Source organism: Solwaraspora sp. WMMD406, from assembly GCF_029626025.1.
In the GTDB taxonomy this organism is placed as follows: Bacteria; Actinomycetota; Actinomycetes; order Mycobacteriales; family Micromonosporaceae; genus Micromonospora_E.
On the sequence record NZ_JARUBF010000001.1, the window covers coordinates 1,901,264 to 1,918,326 of the forward strand.

14 protein-coding genes, 1 tRNA gene and 1 pseudogene are annotated in these 17,063 nt (G+C 67.9%); 5 read left to right on the forward strand and 11 right to left on the reverse strand.

The genetic code is table 11. The features are described from left to right. Positions 1–6: 6 nt before the first annotated feature. The 5 genes from O7632_RS08755 to O7632_RS08775 form a co-directional block, all read right to left on the reverse strand. Positions 7–1,029 carry a hypothetical protein gene (locus O7632_RS08755; protein WP_278112973.1) on the reverse strand — a complete coding sequence of 341 codons (1,023 nt, stop codon included), beginning with the start codon at positions 1,027–1,029 and terminating at the stop codon, positions 7–9. A 123-nt stretch (positions 1,030–1,152) separates the two neighbouring features. Then, positions 1,153–3,237 (reverse strand): methyltransferase, FxLD system, encoded by a 2,085-nt coding sequence (gene fxlM, locus O7632_RS08760; RefSeq protein WP_278112975.1) that lies wholly within the window; start codon positions 3,235–3,237, stop codon positions 1,153–1,155. Between the two features lie 14 nt (positions 3,238–3,251). Next, complete coding sequence (locus O7632_RS08765) at positions 3,252–4,514, reverse strand: lanthionine synthetase C family protein (protein ID WP_278112977.1); 1,263 nt, start codon at positions 4,512–4,514, stop codon at positions 3,252–3,254. Further along, positions 4,511–7,540 (reverse strand): lantibiotic dehydratase, encoded by a 3,030-nt coding sequence (locus O7632_RS08770; protein WP_347403625.1) that lies wholly within the window; start codon positions 7,538–7,540, stop codon positions 4,511–4,513. Before O7632_RS08770 ends, O7632_RS08765 begins: the two co-directional genes overlap by 4 nt. Positions 7,541–7,652: 112 nt before the next feature. After that, entirely contained in the window at positions 7,653–7,787 is a 135-nt protein-coding gene (locus O7632_RS08775) for an FxLD family lanthipeptide (RefSeq protein ID WP_016815038.1), read from the reverse strand. 527 nt (positions 7,788–8,314) lie between these two features. Here O7632_RS08775 and O7632_RS08780 point away from each other — a divergent pair. After that, positions 8,315–9,198: pseudogene (locus O7632_RS08780) on the forward strand (helix-turn-helix transcriptional regulator). Next, positions 9,195–9,404, forward strand: a complete 210-nt coding sequence (locus O7632_RS08785; protein ID WP_278112981.1) for a DUF397 domain-containing protein — start codon at positions 9,195–9,197, stop codon at positions 9,402–9,404. Before O7632_RS08780 ends, O7632_RS08785 begins: the two are co-directional and overlap by 4 nt. A 192-nt stretch (positions 9,405–9,596) precedes the next feature. Here O7632_RS08785 and O7632_RS08790 read toward each other — a convergent pair whose 3' ends face one another. Further along, a complete protein-coding gene (locus tag O7632_RS08790; RefSeq protein WP_278112984.1) occupies positions 9,597–9,971 on the reverse strand; it encodes a hypothetical protein in 375 nt (124 codons plus the stop codon). A gap of 22 nt (positions 9,972–9,993) precedes the next feature. After that, positions 9,994–11,328: a transcriptional regulator gene (locus O7632_RS08795; RefSeq protein WP_278112985.1), complete on the reverse strand. Its 1,335-nt coding sequence runs from the start codon at positions 11,326–11,328 to the stop codon at positions 9,994–9,996. 421 nt (positions 11,329–11,749) lie between these two features. Here O7632_RS08795 and O7632_RS08800 point away from each other — a divergent pair, with 421 nt between their 5' ends. Both O7632_RS08800 and O7632_RS08805 read left to right on the forward strand, forming a co-directional pair. Further along, entirely contained in the window at positions 11,750–12,433 is a 684-nt protein-coding gene (locus O7632_RS08800; protein WP_278112987.1) for an MGMT family protein, read from the forward strand. Between the two features lie 31 nt (positions 12,434–12,464). Then, entirely contained in the window at positions 12,465–13,139 is a 675-nt protein-coding gene (locus tag O7632_RS08805) for a hypothetical protein (RefSeq protein WP_278112989.1), read from the forward strand. A gap of 133 nt (positions 13,140–13,272) precedes the next feature. Here the strand turns inward: O7632_RS08805 and O7632_RS08810 are convergent. From O7632_RS08810 to O7632_RS08820, 3 genes are all read right to left on the reverse strand, one after another. Then, positions 13,273–13,344: transfer RNA gene (locus O7632_RS08810), tRNA-Arg, on the reverse strand. A 180-nt stretch (positions 13,345–13,524) separates the two neighbouring features. Next, entirely contained in the window at positions 13,525–14,220 is a 696-nt protein-coding gene (locus O7632_RS08815; RefSeq protein WP_347403562.1) for a winged helix-turn-helix domain-containing protein, read from the reverse strand. 579 nt (positions 14,221–14,799) lie between these two features. Further along, positions 14,800–15,216, reverse strand: a complete 417-nt coding sequence (locus tag O7632_RS08820) for a hypothetical protein (RefSeq protein WP_278112993.1) — start codon at positions 15,214–15,216, stop codon at positions 14,800–14,802. A gap of 103 nt (positions 15,217–15,319) precedes the next feature. On the opposite strand from O7632_RS08820, the gene O7632_RS08825 reads away from it, so the two are divergent. Beyond that, on the forward strand, positions 15,320–16,255 hold the full coding sequence (locus O7632_RS08825) for an AfsR/SARP family transcriptional regulator (RefSeq protein ID WP_278112995.1): 936 nt from the start codon (positions 15,320–15,322) through the stop codon (positions 16,253–16,255). Positions 16,256–16,354: 99 nt separating this feature from the next. Here the strand turns inward: O7632_RS08825 and O7632_RS08830 are convergent, their stop codons facing one another. Next, positions 16,355–17,062 (reverse strand): DUF305 domain-containing protein, encoded by a 708-nt coding sequence (locus O7632_RS08830; protein WP_278112997.1) that lies wholly within the window; start codon positions 17,060–17,062, stop codon positions 16,355–16,357. Between the last annotated feature and the right edge of the window lies 1 nt (position 17,063).

Here is a 17,063-nt window from a genome sequence, read left to right on the forward strand (position 1 = left end):
AACGGCTTAACCGAGCGGCGTTGGGTCTAGCCCGCTCGCCTTCATCAAGAGGCGTAGCTTCCCTTGGTGCTCGGCCGCGACAGCCGAGTGATTGATGAGGTCGCGCGCCGCGTTCGCGTCCTCGTCGTGAACAGCATCTGCCACCAGCTGTTTGATCAGGCCATCTGCGACATTGGTTGGCAAGCCCACCCCCGAGAGGTCCAGGGCCGCCAGTCCGAGGCGAACGCGGAACACGGCGAGCCCGGGAGTTCGCGGTACGGCTGACACTCGATCGATGAGGTCAGCGTGGTCGGCGGCGACCGTCCCCACGGCCAGCTCCTGCCAGGTGTTGAGGAGCCCATGCGCCGATTGCTCCCACGGCGCCTCGATCTCGGTGGCCGCGAGGAGAGCCGCTGCTGACGGCCCTTCGTCCCGCAGCAGATGAGCGACGATCGCGACCTGTCGTCCATCAAGGAGGGTCGGTCCGATCCCGTCGTATCGGCGTACATGGTTCACGGCGTCGTCCCACCGTCCCGCAAGGGTGAGGGCGCGGGTTCCGTCGGAGAGCAGTGTGCCGCGCAGCCAACTGATGATCTGACTGAGTTCTTCGGGAGCGGCGGGAAGGTGTCGAGGATGTACCTCCAGGTCGTCCAGAACAGCGGGAGTGCCGCCGACGATGGCCGTGTACAGGTGGGTGAGTAGGCGGTACGCGCCGTCGCCGTCGCCGTCACGAATGCGCAGGCGAGCGAGGTTGACGACTGGTTCGAGAGCGAAGCGGGCCGTGTAGCCGTTCAGCGGGGCTTGGCTGAGGTAGAGGCTGGCGTGGCGGCGGCACCAGGCGCGGGCAAGATTGGGGTCTCCGCAGTCGGAGGCAACGAGGGCCGCCCCGTTGAACACCATGGACGCCTTGTCCGGGTCGCTCTCGCAGTGTGCGGTCTCGGCGAGCCTGACGAGCCGGTCTACCCGAGCGTCCAGAGGTTTGGCGGGCGGTCGTTTGCGGGCGACGAGAGGGAAGCGGGCGGCGATGGTGGCGGCACGAGACGGAGTCATGATGTCCTCATCTGCTGCGAGAGGGCCGCATGTGGGCAACGAGGTGCGTTCAGGTCGTACGTGACGGCTGAGCCGCGCTCGTCTACCGGGGCGGGACAGGGCACCGCCCCGGCCTGGATACGGTCAGAAGGAGATCGTGAGGATGGTGTCGGCTCGGCTGATGTCGCCGTGGTCGGCGGGCTGGGTTCCTGCGCGGTAGGCGGTGACGGTGGGCTGGTTGGGGCGGTTCGCCTCGTCCCATTGGTCGAGCAGGTTGGTCAGCTCGGTGGCGAGCGTGGTGGCGTCCGGGCCGTGGGCGATCGCGCCGAGTTCGTGGTGACCGTTGCCCGCGTCCTGGAAGGCGAGGTAGGCGATGGTGGCGCCGTGGTAGATGGCGGCACCGGCCCACCTATAGGCGGGGGTGACCAGTCCGCTGGTGCGGGCGGTGTCACCGACGCCGAGGCGGCCGAACGGCCTGTTGGCGCTGACGAGGAGCCACAGGTCGAGGTGGCCGATCGGGTCGGTGTCGCTGACCTGGATGCCGGTCCAGCGTTCAAGCCGGGGGTGGCTCAGAGCCTTGGCGAGCGCGGCGCGGTCGGGTTGGTCGGTGGCGTCGAGTTTGAGGACCACGTCGGTGTCGAGGCGTACGTGGTGGTCGGTGTGTTCGGTGCTGCCGCGCATGGGGACGAATCCGCAGACCAGCGGCGTCGTGGTGCTGACGAGCTGGTGGGGGCTGGTGCGGTGGAAAGCGAAGCATCGGGTCAGGCCGCTTTCGTGTACGCGCAGGGGCACGACGATGCGGCCGTGGTCGGCGAGTTGTTCCCACCAGGCGGCGGAGATGTCCCAGGCTCCGGCGGTGACGATGATCCGGTCGTAGGGCGCGTGGTCGGGGTCACCGAGGGCTCCGTCGCCGCAGACCACTGTGACGCTGTGGTAGCCGGCGCGGTCGAGGCCGGCGCGGGCGCCGTCGGCGAGGTCCTGGTCGAGTTCGATGGTGACGACCGTGCCGCCGGGGCTGGTCAGCTCGGCGAGCAGGGCGGCGTTGATGCCGGTGGCCGCGCCGATCTCCAGGACGCGGTGGCCGGGTTGTGGGGCGAGTTGTTCGAGCATGTCCGCGACGAGGCTGGGACTCGACGCGGACGACAACGCGGCACCGCTGGGGTCCCGTTTGGTGACGATCTGGCGGCGGGTGTACACGGTTTCCAGGTCGACGCCGGGGAGGAACTGCTCGCGGGGGACCGTACGGAATGCGTGCGCGACGGGGGCGGAGCGGATGTGGCCGCGCTGTTCGAGCGTGCTGACGAGTTGTTCGCGCAGCGTCGCGGCACTCGACGTTCCCGGTGCGGTGGGGGAAGTGTTCACTGCGTTGACCCTACTTCCGATCTTGGCGGCGGGTTGATAGCCGGATGGGGTGTCGAACGGGTGGTGGAAGGCGACGTTCACGGCCGCCGTCGCGAGCAGCCAGGTGTCAGCCGCAGAGATACCGAGCCGGTTGAACAGGAACAAGAGGTGGTGGGTGAGCACCTCGCGTAGGTCGCGGGTCAGCGCGCCGTGCCGGTCGAGGAAGCCGAGGTCCGCGCCCGCCAGCTCGTGGGCTTGTGGCCATCGCGGGGTGATGACCAGAGGGCTTCCGGCCGTGTCGTCGGCTGCGGTGATCAGGCGCTGCACCGCCGCGATGAGCCGTGGGCTCGGCGCGGGGGCGTTCGGTTGGTGCCGGCGCGAGGCGAGAAGCCGCCAGACGTCGCCCTGCTCGGAGAACTCCAGTCCGGCGGCGCGCATGAGGCGAGTGGCGAGCAGGACGCCGAGTTCACGCCGATGGGTGCCGCCGGCGGTGGCGAGATGGCCGAGGATGTGGCGGCTGTCCGCGTGGAAGAGGGAGTGGGCGATCGTCATTGCCTGGTCCCCGCCGAAGGCGTACGCCTCGGGCCGGTAGATGGGCTCGGTGACACCGCGGATGCGGTCGTCGTCGGTGATGGAGGCGAGGAGGGCGTAGACCTGGGCGAGCCTGTCGCCGGGCAGGAGCCGCAGCCGCCACGTCTCGCTCTTGCGGATGAACCAGAAGGCGGTGATCGCCCGGTGGTCTTCCGCAGCGATGAGCTCAGGGGCGAGCCGCGTTGCGGCGAAGTCCTCAGCGGTCTGCCAGTCCGAGAACGTCAGGTTGATCCGGCGCCATCGGCTCACCGGTGCCACGCCTGGTGGCTCGGTGTCGGGTTCGGAGTCGAGATCCACGACGCTCTCCTCGTCTAGGTGATCAGCAGGCTGGTGGCCCAGCGGGCGTCGGTCTCGGTCGCGACGGTGTGCAGGGTGAGGGCGATGCCGGCGGGGCCCGTGATCAAGCCAGATCGCGCCGGGGTGGTGTCCGTGGCGTGCTGGATCAGCAGGCGCACGATCTGAGGCAGCTGTTTTCGGAGGCTGGTGGTGCGGGCGTCGGCGGCGGCGTACCAGGCCGTAGCGGCAAGCCCTGCCCAGCCGCGACACAGCGACGGATCGATGATCCGGCTGAGTTGGAGGGGGTCGGCTAGGCAGCGGGTCAGGGCCTCTTCTGCCGCCTCTTGCCGGGCGGGGTCGTTGAGAGCGATCCCGGCTAGCTGCTGAGCGCGGGCGATGCCGGGGGTGCCGTAGCACCAGGACGGCCGCGCCGGTCCGCTCGTGGAGGGCTTCCCGGCGCGCAACTCCGCGACGGTGATCTTCTCCGGCCACCACGGTCCCGCAGGGCTTGTCTGCTGCCAGCGGTCGAGCCACGTGCAGATCCGGCGGATCGCCTCCGCGTGTCCCGGCACCCGAATGTCCTGCCGCATGGCCAGGGCCAGGAGAGCCAAAGGGCCGGTGATGCCGTGCGCCATGCCGAAGTTGGCATGTCCGCCCTGCTCCGGACCTTCGCGGTCGGCGGGGTCTGCGCTCCACCAACCTGGCGCGAGTCGGCCCGCCTCGTCATCGGTGTGCACCGGCTCGGTGAGTTGGACGAGGTACGCCAGCACCCGCCGGAGCAGAGGTTTGTCCGGGGTGCGGCGCAGCAGGTGGGCTCCCAGGCCGGTCAGCCCGCGTACGAGGTCGAATTCCGACAGCGAGGGCCGGGCACGCGCCGCAAGGCGTGCCGTGGCAGCGGCCAGGCGGCGTTCCACCAGATCGTCGAGGGCATGATCAAGCGCGTCCAGGGCTGCCGGGTGGGAGTGCGGCATGGCCATGGTCAGCGCGTGGGTGACAGCGGGTGCGCCGAACCAGAGTCCGGCTCCGCTGCCGTTGTTCAGCGTGTCAGCGGTCGCGCGTCGCAGCCATACATGGACCGGTTCCCACCCACCGTGTCCTGTTTGCGCTCGCACCCCGTGCAGGAGTGCCACTCCGGCGGCACCCCGGGACAGCGACTGGGCGTACCAGCGGGTACTGCGTGGCCCGTAGTCGTCTGCTGCGAAATCCGGGGGCGGCGGCTCGGTCAGGGTATCGGTGATGCACGCGGCCATCGCCTCGGCCGCCCGTAGCAACGGTGTCCTCAGCGGTGTTTCGGTCATCGGGATGCTCCTACGGCGCGAACCCGGCGACGCACCGCCGCCAGCGCGACATGGCGAGCCAACCGATACGTGAGCTGCTCGGCGTCTTCGTCGGGACCGAGAGCGCGAACGACGTGCAGGTGCGTCAGCGACGCGAGCACCGAGGCGGGGGTGAGCGGGCCGGCGACGGCGGACAGTTCGGCTGCGTACCGGGTTGCGGCCCTGGAGCGTTCCTGCCATGCCTGCTGGATGGGCTCGGGAAGTTCGCTCGGGTCGAGGGTGACCGCTTGACGCAGCACGTCCCGCTGGACCGTTGCCTGCCCGGTCTGCTCGGGGCGCGCCACCAGCCACTCGCATCCCTCGGTGCGGCTGCCGAGCATCGAGGCGGCCAGGTCAACCGTGCTCAGGGCGGTCAGTGCCTGCCGATCGATCCCAGACGCCGGCTGCGCTACCAGCTGCGCCAGGGCTGCGGTGGAGTCGGCGGCGAACAACTTCTCGGCCGCTAACAGCGCGGTGCCGCAGCCGTAGCGACCGGACTCGGGATGGTAGGTGTCCAGGCTCCAATCGCCGGCAAGGCGCTGCTGCCGGAGCCCGGCGACCCACCGCCCGATCCGTACCGCCGCGTCGCCGTAGTCATCGGTGTGCAGTCGTAGTCGAAGATGCGGGGTGGGGCGTTGCATGCGCACGAACCACCACAGCGGCGGCTCGGGCCAGTCGGCGAACAGCGCGGGTAGCCCTCGCATCACCACCAGCTCCATTGTCGAAGGCTCGACGGCCACCGAAGCGGACAGCAGGCGACTGGCACCCGGCATGACCGGCTCGGGGGGAGCGGGCGGAGGCCATGCGCCTGGCGCGGTAACCGCGGCCGGCGCGGCGGCGGGCGCTGCCATCGAGGCGACTGGCACGACGATCTCGTGGGCGCGCCCGGAGAGCCAACCGAAGTCCTCCGGGCTCGCCGCGTCTACCACGGTCACCCGTCCGGCGCTGGCGTCCAGGTGGGCACGCAGCAGGGCACGATCCATGGACTGATCGAGGTGGAGCCGAAGCCTCTGGTCACCGTTGCCGACCTGCACCCATGCCGGCAGCCGCAGCCTCTTCCGCAGCGCCTCCCAGGCCGTCAACCATTCGCCATCGCCTGCGTTCGCAGCGGGCAGGGACGTCGGATCGACGCGCCACCGGGCCGCCGCCAGGAGGACGCGGCCGTATCTCAGCGCGGGTCGAAACGGCAAGCAGGAAGCCGTACCCCAGTCGAACGGTTTCAGCCGGGCATCCGTGGCTCGCGGCAGCTCCAGGAGGAACCGGCCGAGTAGCGGCATCGTGTGTACGGCGGCGGCATGCGCCACTGTCGGCTCCACCACCCGCCGCCGCGACATCGACACCAGCACTAACCGGTCGCGGCCGGCGGTCACACCGAGGTCGTCGAGGCCAATCACGTTCTCGGCCACGGGCCGGTGCTCGGCCAGGCTGACCAGCCACGGTAGTACCTGCCGAGAGCTGAGCACGTTCTGGGTGTGCAGCGTGCGCGGTGGGAAGCTCAGCTGCGCCGGTATAGCGCCAGCCACCGCGACAGGAAGGCGGGCGAACTCCCGGTACATCAACTCCCGGTCGGCGTAGGGCAGCCCGTCGAGGAAGCGCCCGCTCGTCGCCATCGCCGAGCGGCCCATGCCAGTCAGCGCGACAGTGAACCGTCTCTGTGCCAGCGCTTCCAGCGAGACCGCGCGGACCTCTGCCGAGACGTCGACGTGAGGGCTGACAGGCCCGGTGACTCTGCCAGTGCCGGCGAGCCATTCGACGGTCGCGTCATCGAGAATCACCTCACGTACACCGTCGATCAACGCTTGCTGAGCCAGCGTTAGCAGGCGTTCATCGCGGCTGGACAGTGGTGCCGCAGGCGCGTCGGTCACAGTGCCGAAGTGTTGTGGGTAGCCCAGCCCGACGAGCGGATCTACCAGCCGAGCGAGCGGCACCACTGCCGTCATCCCGTAGCGGTCGACGAACCGGGCACGGTACGCACGCCACTCTGGCCGCCCCGCCGGATCTGGCGTCAGCCGTCGTAGCACCTCCACTGATGCCGCGATCTCGGCGGCGACCTGCTCCGGCAGGGCGATCTGATCCGCGAGCTGAAGATCCACCGCGAGCGGCTGGGTAGCCGTTGCCACGCTGCGCATGTGGTCGGCGAGCCCACGAAGGTACGTCGCGCTCCCCGCGCTGGTAACACCGAGACGACCATGCAACGAACGCAGCTCGGCCCGAAGGGCGCGCTGTCCCTCAGGATCACCGTCGAACACCGCATCGAGGGTGTCCAGGACATGCCTGATCGGGTCTGTGCACGTCGATGGTGGTCGGAGAGCGGAGATCAACACGCCGTGATCCACCAAGCCGGCAACCATCACCTCAGCGGACGCGCGTGGAAAGCCTGGAAACGCAGCAGCTACCGCGTCGACCAGCTCAGCCCACGGCAATGGGGCACAGGCGAGCGACACCGCCAGCCGTACCGCTTCGGTGTTCCTCACCGAGGTCGACTCCGCACTTGCAGAGGCGTGCGGCCGGCGCGCCACGACGATCCGAGGCCCGTTCACCAGCGCCAGGTTGTTCGCCTGCAGGGGCAGACGGCGGCGTACGTCGGGCTCGGCTTCAAGGCGCGCAATCAGGGAGGCGAGCCACCTCGCGTCCGGCCGTACCCGGATCGCCGGCTGCCCTGCCGGTACCACCGCAGCCACCGTGTCGAACCGCAGGTTTGCCACCCCCGAGAACAACCCGAAGGGTGTCGCCCGCCGCTGCGCACGGACCAGGTACCGCGCCAGCGCTAGCGCCATCCGCCACCCTCCGTCCGGAGTGGCGCCTCCTGTAGCGAGGACCGCTTCTACGCGAGCAGCGAACTCAGGGCTGGCGGCCCAGACAGCCTCGGCCAAGCCGACCTTCCGCCACGTCGCGTGCAACCAGTCCGCAATACCGGAGGGGTCGCTCCGGCCTTGCCAAGGCGCTGGGCCGTCGGGCCATGAGTGAGCGGCAATGCGGATCGTCGCGGCATCGACCGACCGAAACATGAATCGTCCCCCTTTCGTTACGAGGCGCTCCTCCGAGGACATGGCTGGATGTGGGGTGCTGGTTCCGGCAGGCATCGGGGGATCGCCTGCCGGAACCAGCGGGGGTGTTCGGTCAGCAGTCGCTGCCCTTCACGGTGTCGCAGCCGTCGTCCGTGTCGGCCAGCAGAGCGGCGGCGACCGGACCCTCCGTGACGATCTGCACGTCGAGCTCGAACGGGTCGTTGCTGACGGCGAGCAGGCTGTTCATGGCAACCTCCAATGGGACTGGATGATGGGTGGGCAGGTAGCCCCCGCAGCTACCGGCACGTTGGCTGGCGGATCGATCCGCCTTCTCTGGCACGGCGTCCAAGGAGAACTCGCGACGTTCGGCCTGCCCGCCGCCACGCCCTCCCCGGCAGTGATAGCGGGCAGGAGCCAGGGATGCCGGACGGCGATCAGCGTTGCGCTCGTGGCGTCCATGCCGCTCCTCCCGCACCTCGGACCGTCGGGACTCCGCCGCGAATCTGTCGCCGCGTGACCCCACTCCAAGCCGTAGACACATCGCTTGTGGTGATTCCACGATCGCGGTTCTTGCATAGCCCCGGGAACACCGGCCAATGGGGAAAGTTAAGGGGGAGAGTTATCGGTCGCCGCGCGCTTGACCAGGGGTTTCTATGCGGAAAGCATGATCGGCGCTGGCGGTGATCGGCAAACAGGCGTTACGCTCTCGTCGCCGGGGTCCAGGCGGGATGGATCGTCGGAGCTATTCGCGTCTCTCTCTCGCCGGGGGTGTCGTTGATCAGTCCGTTTGTGCGTCGTCGCCGGCTCGCTACCGAACTCGTGCGGCTACGGGAGGAACACGGCTACTCCGCTGAGCGGATTTGCAAAGAGACAAAGATCGCCAAGCAGAAGCTGAGCCGTTTGGAAAACGCGAGAGTCCGACCAGATCAAGACGAGATCATGCGAATCCTCGACCACTTTCGGGTTGACGAGCAGCGGTGGGAAGAGATCATGGCCATCGCTCGCGAGTCCCAGGAGAACGGCTGGTGGGAGAAGTTCCGCGTCGAGATGGGACCACGCCAGGCCGCCAGGCCCTCTACGCGGACCTGGAAGCCGGTGCGGAGCACATCGCCGAATACCACATCACCCTGCTGCCAGGCTTGTTGCAGATCCCGGCGTACACCGAGGTCCGCGCGGTGGCAGATCGTGCCGCCTACCCCCGCAGATTCACCGTGGAGCGAGCACTGGAAGCCCGAGCTGCCCGGCAACGGGTCCTTGACAGACCCGGCGGACCCACCTACGAAGTGATCATCGATGAGCTCGCGATCCGTCGGCACGCCGCACCGCCGGAGGTCGTCCGCGCGCAGCTTGACCACCTGATCAACGTCGGTCACGAGAAGCAGAAGACCACGATCCGGGTACTGCGGCTGACCGCGCGAATCGCTGGCAACGCGGTACCCCGGCCGTCGTACTTTAGCTACCGATACCCCGACCCGAGCGATCCAGTGGTCGTCGCGGTCGACACCATCACCAGCGACCTCGTCCTCACCGACCCGGACGAGGTTGCCAACTACGCCTCCTTGTACGAGCGCCTGCGTTCCGCGGCCCTCAGCCCCGCCGACAGCCTCGACTTCCTCGCCAGCGTGGCGGAGGAACTGCCCGACTACACCAGGAGATGACCATGTACCCCGAGAAGTTCACCAACTGGCGGAAGTCCAGCCGCTCCGGCGGTGGCGACAACTGCATCGAGGTCGCCTTCGCGCTCGACGGCACCTTGGGCATGCGGGATTCGAAGGACCGGACGGGACCAGTGCTGGGGTTCACCCGGGGTGAGTGGACGGCGTTCACTGGCGGCATCCGCGAAAGTGATTTTGACGCACACTGAGATGCTGCCTCGTCGGCGCGCCCGGGAAGCCGGGCGCGCCGCGCAAGACCTCGGAGTGTCACCGCTTGCAGGCGCAGTTCATGCTGGCCGGCGTAGTGCCCTGCCCGCCAATCTCGCGCCGGCTCGGAAGAAGCCGGACTCCGATGCGAGCATGAAGTGGGAGTTGCGCGCTCCTGTCGATTTGTTCTCAGCTCAGCGCATCGAGACCAACGTCTGCTCGATGTGTTCGAAGATGTCCGAGTCCGTCTCCTGCTGCCACTCTGGCATGTCTGACCAGTCGGCCACGTAGGAAGCCTTCGGGCTGGGAAAGTGTTTGAAGATCTGCGCAATCCAGCACAGGGCGACGAAGCGTCCTTTCTGTTCACGGGTCAGCTTCGCGGTTGCGCCGGCGGCGGCCTCGATGAACTGGCGGACCTGCTCATACACTGCGGCGGCACTGTCCCGTTCCCATTCGGGCGTATCATCCCAGGGCGTGACGTAGCCCGGTTTCGGTTCGCCGGGGTAGTGCTTTCGGACTCCCGCGATCCACGCCTCCCGGAACACACGCCCTGGTTCTTCGACCTGCACGCTGGTCCTCCCTCCGGTCGTGTCAGTTCCCTGCCCTTATCAGGGCATTGATTTGGCTGTTGAGATGCCGCACGTGAGTGTCGGCAAGGAACGGCTGCAAGTGGTGGTGTAGTCGGTTGAGTTTGGAGCCGACCACGCCGGAGCCGCTTTGGCGGGCAGTATCGAGGGCGGCGCTGCCGTAGAGCACGATCTGGTGTACGTCGCTACGGTGAACTCCGACCAAGGCGAGGTCTGTCAGGACGGTTCCGCGTCGTCGTGTGGAGAGGCTCTGCGACAGAGCGCCGGACAGCACAGGTTCGGCCAGGTCTGGGCGCCTCAACTCGACGTAGCAGGCCCCGCGTTCCTCGGCGAGCCGGGAGCCGTCGAAGCGCAACCATCCGCCGTTGTGAACCCGGCCGGGCAGGTGGTTGACCTCTTCGGCTTGGTCGAGCGCCCGCCGGCATCCGCTGAGGTCGTCGAGGCCCGCGAGAGCCTGCGCCTGCACGGTTCGTGCCCAGTGCCGGGTCGATAGCGCGCTGTCCCCGTTCTGGGCTAGGCCGGTGGCAACGTCCAGCATCGGTGCGGCGTGCCGGAAGTCGCGCTCGTAGACGCTGATGAAGGCGTGACGGATCATCGCGCACGCCCAAAGATCGTAGGCAGCGGCTTCTCGGGCGGCGGTCGCTGCCAGCGTGTAGCAGTGCGCGGCCTCGCCGTACGCGTTCGCGTCGAAGGCGACCTCGCCCGCTAGCTGGAGCAGGTCGGCGGTGACCCCGCAGAGCCTGCGGTGCACGGGTGTCGTGTGGGAGCGGCGTAGGTTGACCGTGAGCGTCGTCAGCTGACGGTTGACCAGCGGTGATACTGCTGCCTTGGACTCGGCTGCGCCGAAGGCCGCCCACAGCTGGGCGTTCAGTCCCTCGTACTCGTCGAGGGTCGCTGGATCTAGTCGCCTGGTCCCGTCACTGGAGGACTCGATGCGCGCCCAGTCGAGCTGGCTGCCCGGGACAGGCGCGGCCAACAGCGCACCTGTCAGGCTCAGCAGGCGTAGCAACTCGCGGCGGTTCATGTCGCCAGTGTCCGTGATCTCCCCGCCGGTCAGCGACTCGTTAGCGTGATCATCACCAGCGGTGAGCATCTCGCGAGGGGGTCTCTGGTGCGCCACGGGGTCGGAGTGGCGTTGGCCACGGGTGATATAGAAGCCCAGGTCAGCGTCCCGCGTTGCCTTCAGCACCGCTCGGAATGCCTCCCGGGTTGTCGGCTTGGGCCAGCGGTGTTCTCCTCGCTCAAGCTTGCCGACGTGGTTGGCGTCCATGCTGGTTCTCGTGCCGTAGGTGTCCCACAGGTAGTTGTTGACCGCCTCGGCGACCTCCTGCCGGGACATCCGTCGGCCTGAACCGCTTGGGGACAGAAGTCGGCGGCGGGCGTCGCTGAGCAGCGTGTTGGGGCCATCTGACGCACCCGACTTCGGTGCCAACCCATCACCGCCCGTCAAAACTCGCTGGTACCCCTGTCGGGCGGTCCTGCAAGACCGCTCCCACCCTCATCCCCTGGTCTGCTGGACCATGCCACGCCAGAATGCCAGCGTGAGCACCTGACTACAAGACACATCGCCCCGTGAGGCGTAGTCAACCAGTAACGCCGATGGTCGAGGGGACCTTCGGACTGGGCTACGAGCGGGACTGCTGCGCCTCGTTCCGGCGGGACAGCCCGGCCTGTTGCGGTGCCATCCTTTGAAAGGGTGTTGACAATACAACACAAGAGGCCCAGTCTTGTCATGTCACATGACTTTGAAAGGACTGGACATGACCCAGATTGCGCTCGCACTGGCGAAGTTCGCCCGCGCACAAGGCGATCTCTACCTCAACCTGGCCGCCGACTTGGAAGCCGCAGCGCAGGTCCCTGACCTCACCGCAGACGCTGAGGTCGAGATCCCGACCGGGCGCGGCCAGCGCCAGCAGCAGATCCTCGCCGTGCCCGGTCTCAGCACCGAGAACGGCATGAAGACTGCCGACATAGCCGCCGCCATCAGCTACGACGGACCGAACACGCACACCTCGCTGCAAGCCCTGCACAAGGCCGGCCTCGTCGAGCCGGTCCCGGGCGCGTCCCCGCAACGATGGCGGCTGGCCCCCCGCTATCGCACCACCAGCGTCGTCTTCATGCGCATGGCATCCCGCGTCCGCGAAGGCGAGTGGACAACCTACGGAGACATCTCGATTGCCGTGCGCGGCGACACCAAGGCGGCCCGAGGCGTTGGGCAGGCCGCCGCAGCCCTCGCCAACTTCCCCCACCCCGAACGAATCCTCATGGAGGGCGGGCGCATCAATCCGAAGTGGCGCGACAGTCAGAATCGGGGGCCGGAGTACTGTCGCCAACTGTTGGAGAGTCAGGGCGTTCGATTCGACAACGATCTCGCCGATGCAAGCCAGCGCGTGACGTGGGATGAACTGCGTCGCCGCGACGAGTCTGAACCCGTCACCGAATGACCGCGTCGACGATGTAGCCAGGACGGAGCCCATGGCACACGGACCGAACACCATCGAGATCAACGGCGCCGCGATGCTTCTCACGGCCGTCAGCGGCGGCACTGCGGTTCACCTCACCGCTACCACGGCACCCGGCGCCGGCCGCGAAGCAGTACCCGACTTCTACTTTGACGGCAACGACCGCGTGCCGGCCGACTACGACCTCATGGCCCTGCGTGACCTTCAATGGTCCGACAAGACGATCTGTGGCCGCGTCTGGGCGGTCATGGTCGGCGGCGACGGCGGTGCAGTTGGCCGGCACGGCGAAGTAGCGTACGCCCCAACCTGCCGGCGCTGCCTGACCTTGATCGACCGCCATTTCCCAAAGCCCGAACCCGACGACCGACTCGCGCTCGTCGCCCAACTCGCTACCGACGTGGTCATGGACCGACGAGGCTACGTCGAGATCCACCACGTACCCGGTGACCAGCAAGACGCTCTGCGCAAAGCCGTCCGCGCCGCGATCCGGAGGCGCACCGATCACCCCGTCCGGACCTACTCGATCAACGGCGTCATCTACGTCGAATGCCAGGCCATGTACGACCGGTACGCCCGCCAAAACGACCGCGAAGCCGCCGACGCCGTGGGCGCGGTACTGCGAGGCGAGCCGCCGCCGCAGCGCGAACGCGACTGGGTCATCTCATGGGCCACCTGGGGCGTCAGCTGACGCCGAGGCCATGAGACGAGCGAACGGCTCCCGCCGATCTGGGCGAGGAGCCGTTCATCACGATCCGAGCGAAAACTGAGCCTCAACGGTCAGATGTCGGTCGATGACCACGCGTTGTTGCAGTTCTGTGATGTGCCCCCGGCAGGATTCGAACCTGCGCCCCCGCCTCCGGAGGGCGGTGCTCTATCCCCTGAGCTACGGGGGCTCAGCGACCCAGGAAGACTAGCAAACGACCCCCAGGGTTGCCGAACTGGTATGCGTGATGTCGCGTCCAGGCTGATCGGGTGCCGTGCCGCCGGATCGGCGGCCCGTCCGGCGGCCGTCCGGCGACCACGCGACCGCCGGACGGCATGGCCGGTCCGCCCCTGCGGACTGCCGCCGATGGTCAGGCGGTGCGGGCCGTCCGGGCGCAGCTGGGCAACAGGTGCGTGACGATGGTGCGCGGCAATCGTCGGGGCAGCTGGGAGCTGACCCAGGAGCCGTCCACCACGATGTGCGCGCCCCGTCGATCCGGGCCGCACAGGCGCAGCAGGAACTCGCGCGGTAGTGGCGGGTCGAGTGACGGGGTCAGGATCATGAAGCGGATCTGTCCGCGTACCGAGGCGGCGGACAGCACGTCGGCGGCCGGCGTCGTGCCGTGCAACCGGGTCCGGCCCAACCACCACAGGTCCATCCGGTGCTCGCGGGCGGAACGCATCACCTCTGGGTAGACGTGCTCGACCCAGTCGGTCACCGCGTCGACGCAGAGCCCGCAGGCCCGCTGCGCCGGCTTACGGGGCGCCAGCCCCCACGAGTCCAGGTAGTGGCCGACGTCGGTCGGGCTCAGCGTCAGCCCGAAGCGTCGTTCGACGAGGGTGGCGACGGTACGCCGGCTCCACAGTTCGTCGTCGAGCGCGTGTTCCTCGGGCCACCGACCCCGCAGCATGTCGATGAGTTCGAGTTCTTGTTCCGGTGTCAGCCCGCCAGCTTCACCGGTCTGTGTTCCGCGACGGCGGGCCGCCACCGCGCCGTCACCGCCGAGTGTGTGCCGCCGGCACCAGCTCGTGATCGATCTCCGAGTGTCACTGAGAACTGCCCCCACGTCAGGACCAACGATGCTGTATCGGGACGGTAGCGATATCTAGCCAGAAAACGTCCGAGACCGTAGGGTCCGTCAAAGCATCTAAAGTAGCTATATGGTATACTATGTATATATAAGTCCGATTTGCCCTTACGGGCATCCCGGCTCGGCGGGCCGCGTGCTCCTCGGGAGGATGTGGAAGGTGTGGGCGCCAGGTTGGCCCCGAAGGGCGCATTCACGCGGGAGTCCATGTAGAGATCGTCGAGGCGTGCTGGCGGATAGCTGCACGACCGCGCAGGTCGGGAGGGACTTCGGGAGAACCGCCGGTCCTACGAGGACGTCGACATCCTCATGTGGGCTACGGACTTTTTCGTTTTAATGCCGGGCTGATCGATGTTTGCCGAGGTTCGCTCGCTGCCGGTGTATGAGCCGCCGGCCGGAACGTGACCGTACGGAGACCCGGTGAACGTGTACCCGTTCATTGAGGCGGAGAAGGCGCGGCCAGGCAGCGCGTCGGAGGCGGGTGTGCGCGGACCGCGCGGCGGTCCGTGCACCGGCCGGTACCAGCGGCCTGGCGCAAACCGCCGCGCGGTGTGAAGATCAGGCGTAGATCGTAAAGGCCGGGCTCGTGGATGTGGTTTGCAGCGCCCCGCTGGCCGTGTAAATGGTGACCCTGCTCCGGATGGTCTTGTAGCTGGCCGGCAGGCTGGCGACTGCCTGATACCAGCAGCACCAGTTTCCCGACCTGGTCAGGCGTGCCTGGTTGACCTTCTGGTGCCAGGTGCCGTTGACCTGGATCCACACCGAGTAGTAGTAGTAGTAGTTGTTGGGGGTCCAGTTGAAGTAGAAGTCGGCTCGTGCGTTGCTGCCGTACGAGCCGTGGTCGATGCACGCCCCGACTGCCTGATTGGTCTGGTCGCAGCCGCCGACGGCGAGCGCTGGTGAGGCGGTGACCACGGTTGTGCCGCCCACGACGAGTGCGATCACAGCGAGGTACCGACCCAACTTTTTGATCATGCTGGTTCCCTTCGACTAGCCACTGCCTGCCTGCACCGGGACTCCCGGTCGGTCGTCCCTAGAGGAGTCTGTCGGAGCAGGCTGCGCGCGCTATGCGTTCGCTATGCGCGATCATCCGGCTTCCCGGGTAGCGATCTGCCTGTCGTGCAGGCAAGTGATCGACCTCGATGGTGCGCTACTCTGGCCTTTGTTACGTGAGAACGTGACCACTTCGGGCAACGGGGGCAGGATGAAGTGGAAACTTTTGGGGCCGGTGGAGGTGCACAGGGTCGACCGACAGGTGCGCCATCTCCGGCCCCGACAGCGGGCTGTGCTTGCCTATCTGCTACTCAACGCCAACCGGGTGGTCTCCACCGGCCAGGTAATCGATGCCGTGTGGGCCCATACCCCACTGCGGAGTGCCCGGCTACAGGCGCAGGCCTGCGTCTCCGCGCTCCGACGGGCCATGGCGGCCAACCTGGCAGACGGACCGCTGGTCAGCGAGGCCGGCGGCTACCGAATGGTGGTGGCGAACGGTGAGCTGGACCATGAGGATTTCGTCCAGCGGGTCAGCCACGCCCGGTCGTCCCATCGGGCCGGGCGGTCCGAGGAGGCGGCCGACCAGCTCCGTGCGGCATTGGCGTTGTGGCGGGGAACGCCGCTGGGCGGCGCCAACGGCGCCTTCGTCGCGGATGCTTCGGCGGCCCTGGAGCAACAGCGCCTGGCGGCACACGAGGACTTGGCGGACATCGAGTTAAGTCTCGGGCGGCACGCCTCTCTCGTCCCGGAATTGTCCACGTTGGTCAGTGCGAATCCATTCCGGGAGCGCCTGGCGGCGCAGTTGGTCGTCGCTCTGGCCGGGGCCGGTCAGCAGGCGCGAGCCCTAAAGGTCTATCAGGAAGTGAAGTCCCGGCTCGCCGAGGAGTTGGGTCTGGAGCCCGGGTCGGGTCTGAGCGCCGCCTACCTGAGTGTGCTGCGCAATGAAATCCCCGGCAGACGGCGAGACGGCAGCGCACCATCGTCGCTGGTGCGGATCGACGGTTGGCAAGCCTCGATCTGAGCGTCGGACGGGCCGGCGGCCGCTGGCCAGCCACCGAGAACGCGAGCTGTCCGCCGGCAGCTCGCGTTCTCGGGTCGACCCGGAGTGCACCCGTTGGCGTCAGCCGCCGATCTGGGACTGCAGCGTCCGGATCAGCTCAATCTCCTTCTGCTGGCCGCTCACCATCGAGCCGGCCAGCCAGCGCAGGTTTTCGTCGTCGGAGAGATCGAGAATGCCGTCCGCCATGTGGATGCCGCCTAGGTGATGGGTCAGCATCAGCGACAAGTAAAGCCGGTCGACGTCGATCCCGTCGGCCTCGCGTAGCTCGTTGCGTTGGGCGTCGGTGGCCATCCCGGGCATCAGCCCGTCCACGATCGCCCATTCACCACTGGTCTCCATCCAGGCCATCCGAGGTTGGGTGCCGGTCGGCTCCAGACCCCACTCGCGCAGCCAGGTCTGCATGACCCCGATCTGCCCTTGCTGGGTCAGCGCGATGTCGCTGGCCAACGTGCGAACCGCCGGGTTCTCGCTGCGCTCCAGCACGATCATCGACAACTCCACCGCCTGCGCGTGGTGGGTCGACATGTCCCGGGCGAAGCCGGCTTCGGGGGAGGCGTCACCGGGTTCGAGTAGACCGGGGGTGAGCAGACCGGCGGCGTACCCGAGAAGCAGGCCGACTGCGACGGCGGCCGTCAGCCAGGCGACGCCGAACCCGGCGCGGCGCGGCGACGCCGAATCCACCGCCGACGTCTCGGTGCTGGATCCCTCGGGCGTGACCTGCTCGGCCGACTCGGTGGCGGCGGCCGGGTCGCGGTCGGTGTCACCCATC

Excerpts from the sequence above, each read along its gene's own strand:
- O7632_RS08755 (WP_278112973.1), bottom strand. The coding sequence starts at position 1,029 with ATGACTCCGTCTCGTGCCGCCACCATCGCCGCCCGCTTCCCTCTCGTC.
- O7632_RS08765 (WP_278112977.1), bottom strand. The coding sequence starts at position 4,514 with ATGACCGAAACACCGCTGAGGACACCGTTGCTACGGGCGGCCGAGGCG.
- O7632_RS08770 (WP_347403625.1), bottom strand. The coding sequence starts at position 7,540 with ATGTTTCGGTCGGTCGATGCCGCGACGATCCGCATTGCCGCTCACTCA.
- O7632_RS08775 (WP_016815038.1), bottom strand. The coding sequence starts at position 7,787 with ATGAACAGCCTGCTCGCCGTCAGCAACGACCCGTTCGAGCTCGACGTG.
- O7632_RS08785 (WP_278112981.1), top strand. The coding sequence starts at position 9,195 with ATGACCATGTACCCCGAGAAGTTCACCAACTGGCGGAAGTCCAGCCGC.
- O7632_RS08795 (WP_278112985.1), bottom strand. The coding sequence starts at position 11,328 with ATGTCCCGGCAGGAGGTCGCCGAGGCGGTCAACAACTACCTGTGGGAC.
- O7632_RS08800 (WP_278112987.1), top strand. The coding sequence starts at position 11,750 with ATGACCCAGATTGCGCTCGCACTGGCGAAGTTCGCCCGCGCACAAGGC.
- O7632_RS08805 (WP_278112989.1), top strand. The coding sequence starts at position 12,465 with ATGGCACACGGACCGAACACCATCGAGATCAACGGCGCCGCGATGCTT.
- O7632_RS08820 (WP_278112993.1), bottom strand. The coding sequence starts at position 15,216 with ATGATCAAAAAGTTGGGTCGGTACCTCGCTGTGATCGCACTCGTCGTG.
- O7632_RS08825 (WP_278112995.1), top strand. The coding sequence starts at position 15,320 with ATGCGCGATCATCCGGCTTCCCGGGTAGCGATCTGCCTGTCGTGCAGG.
- O7632_RS08830 (WP_278112997.1), bottom strand. The coding sequence starts at position 17,062 with ATGGGTGACACCGACCGCGACCCGGCCGCCGCCACCGAGTCGGCCGAG.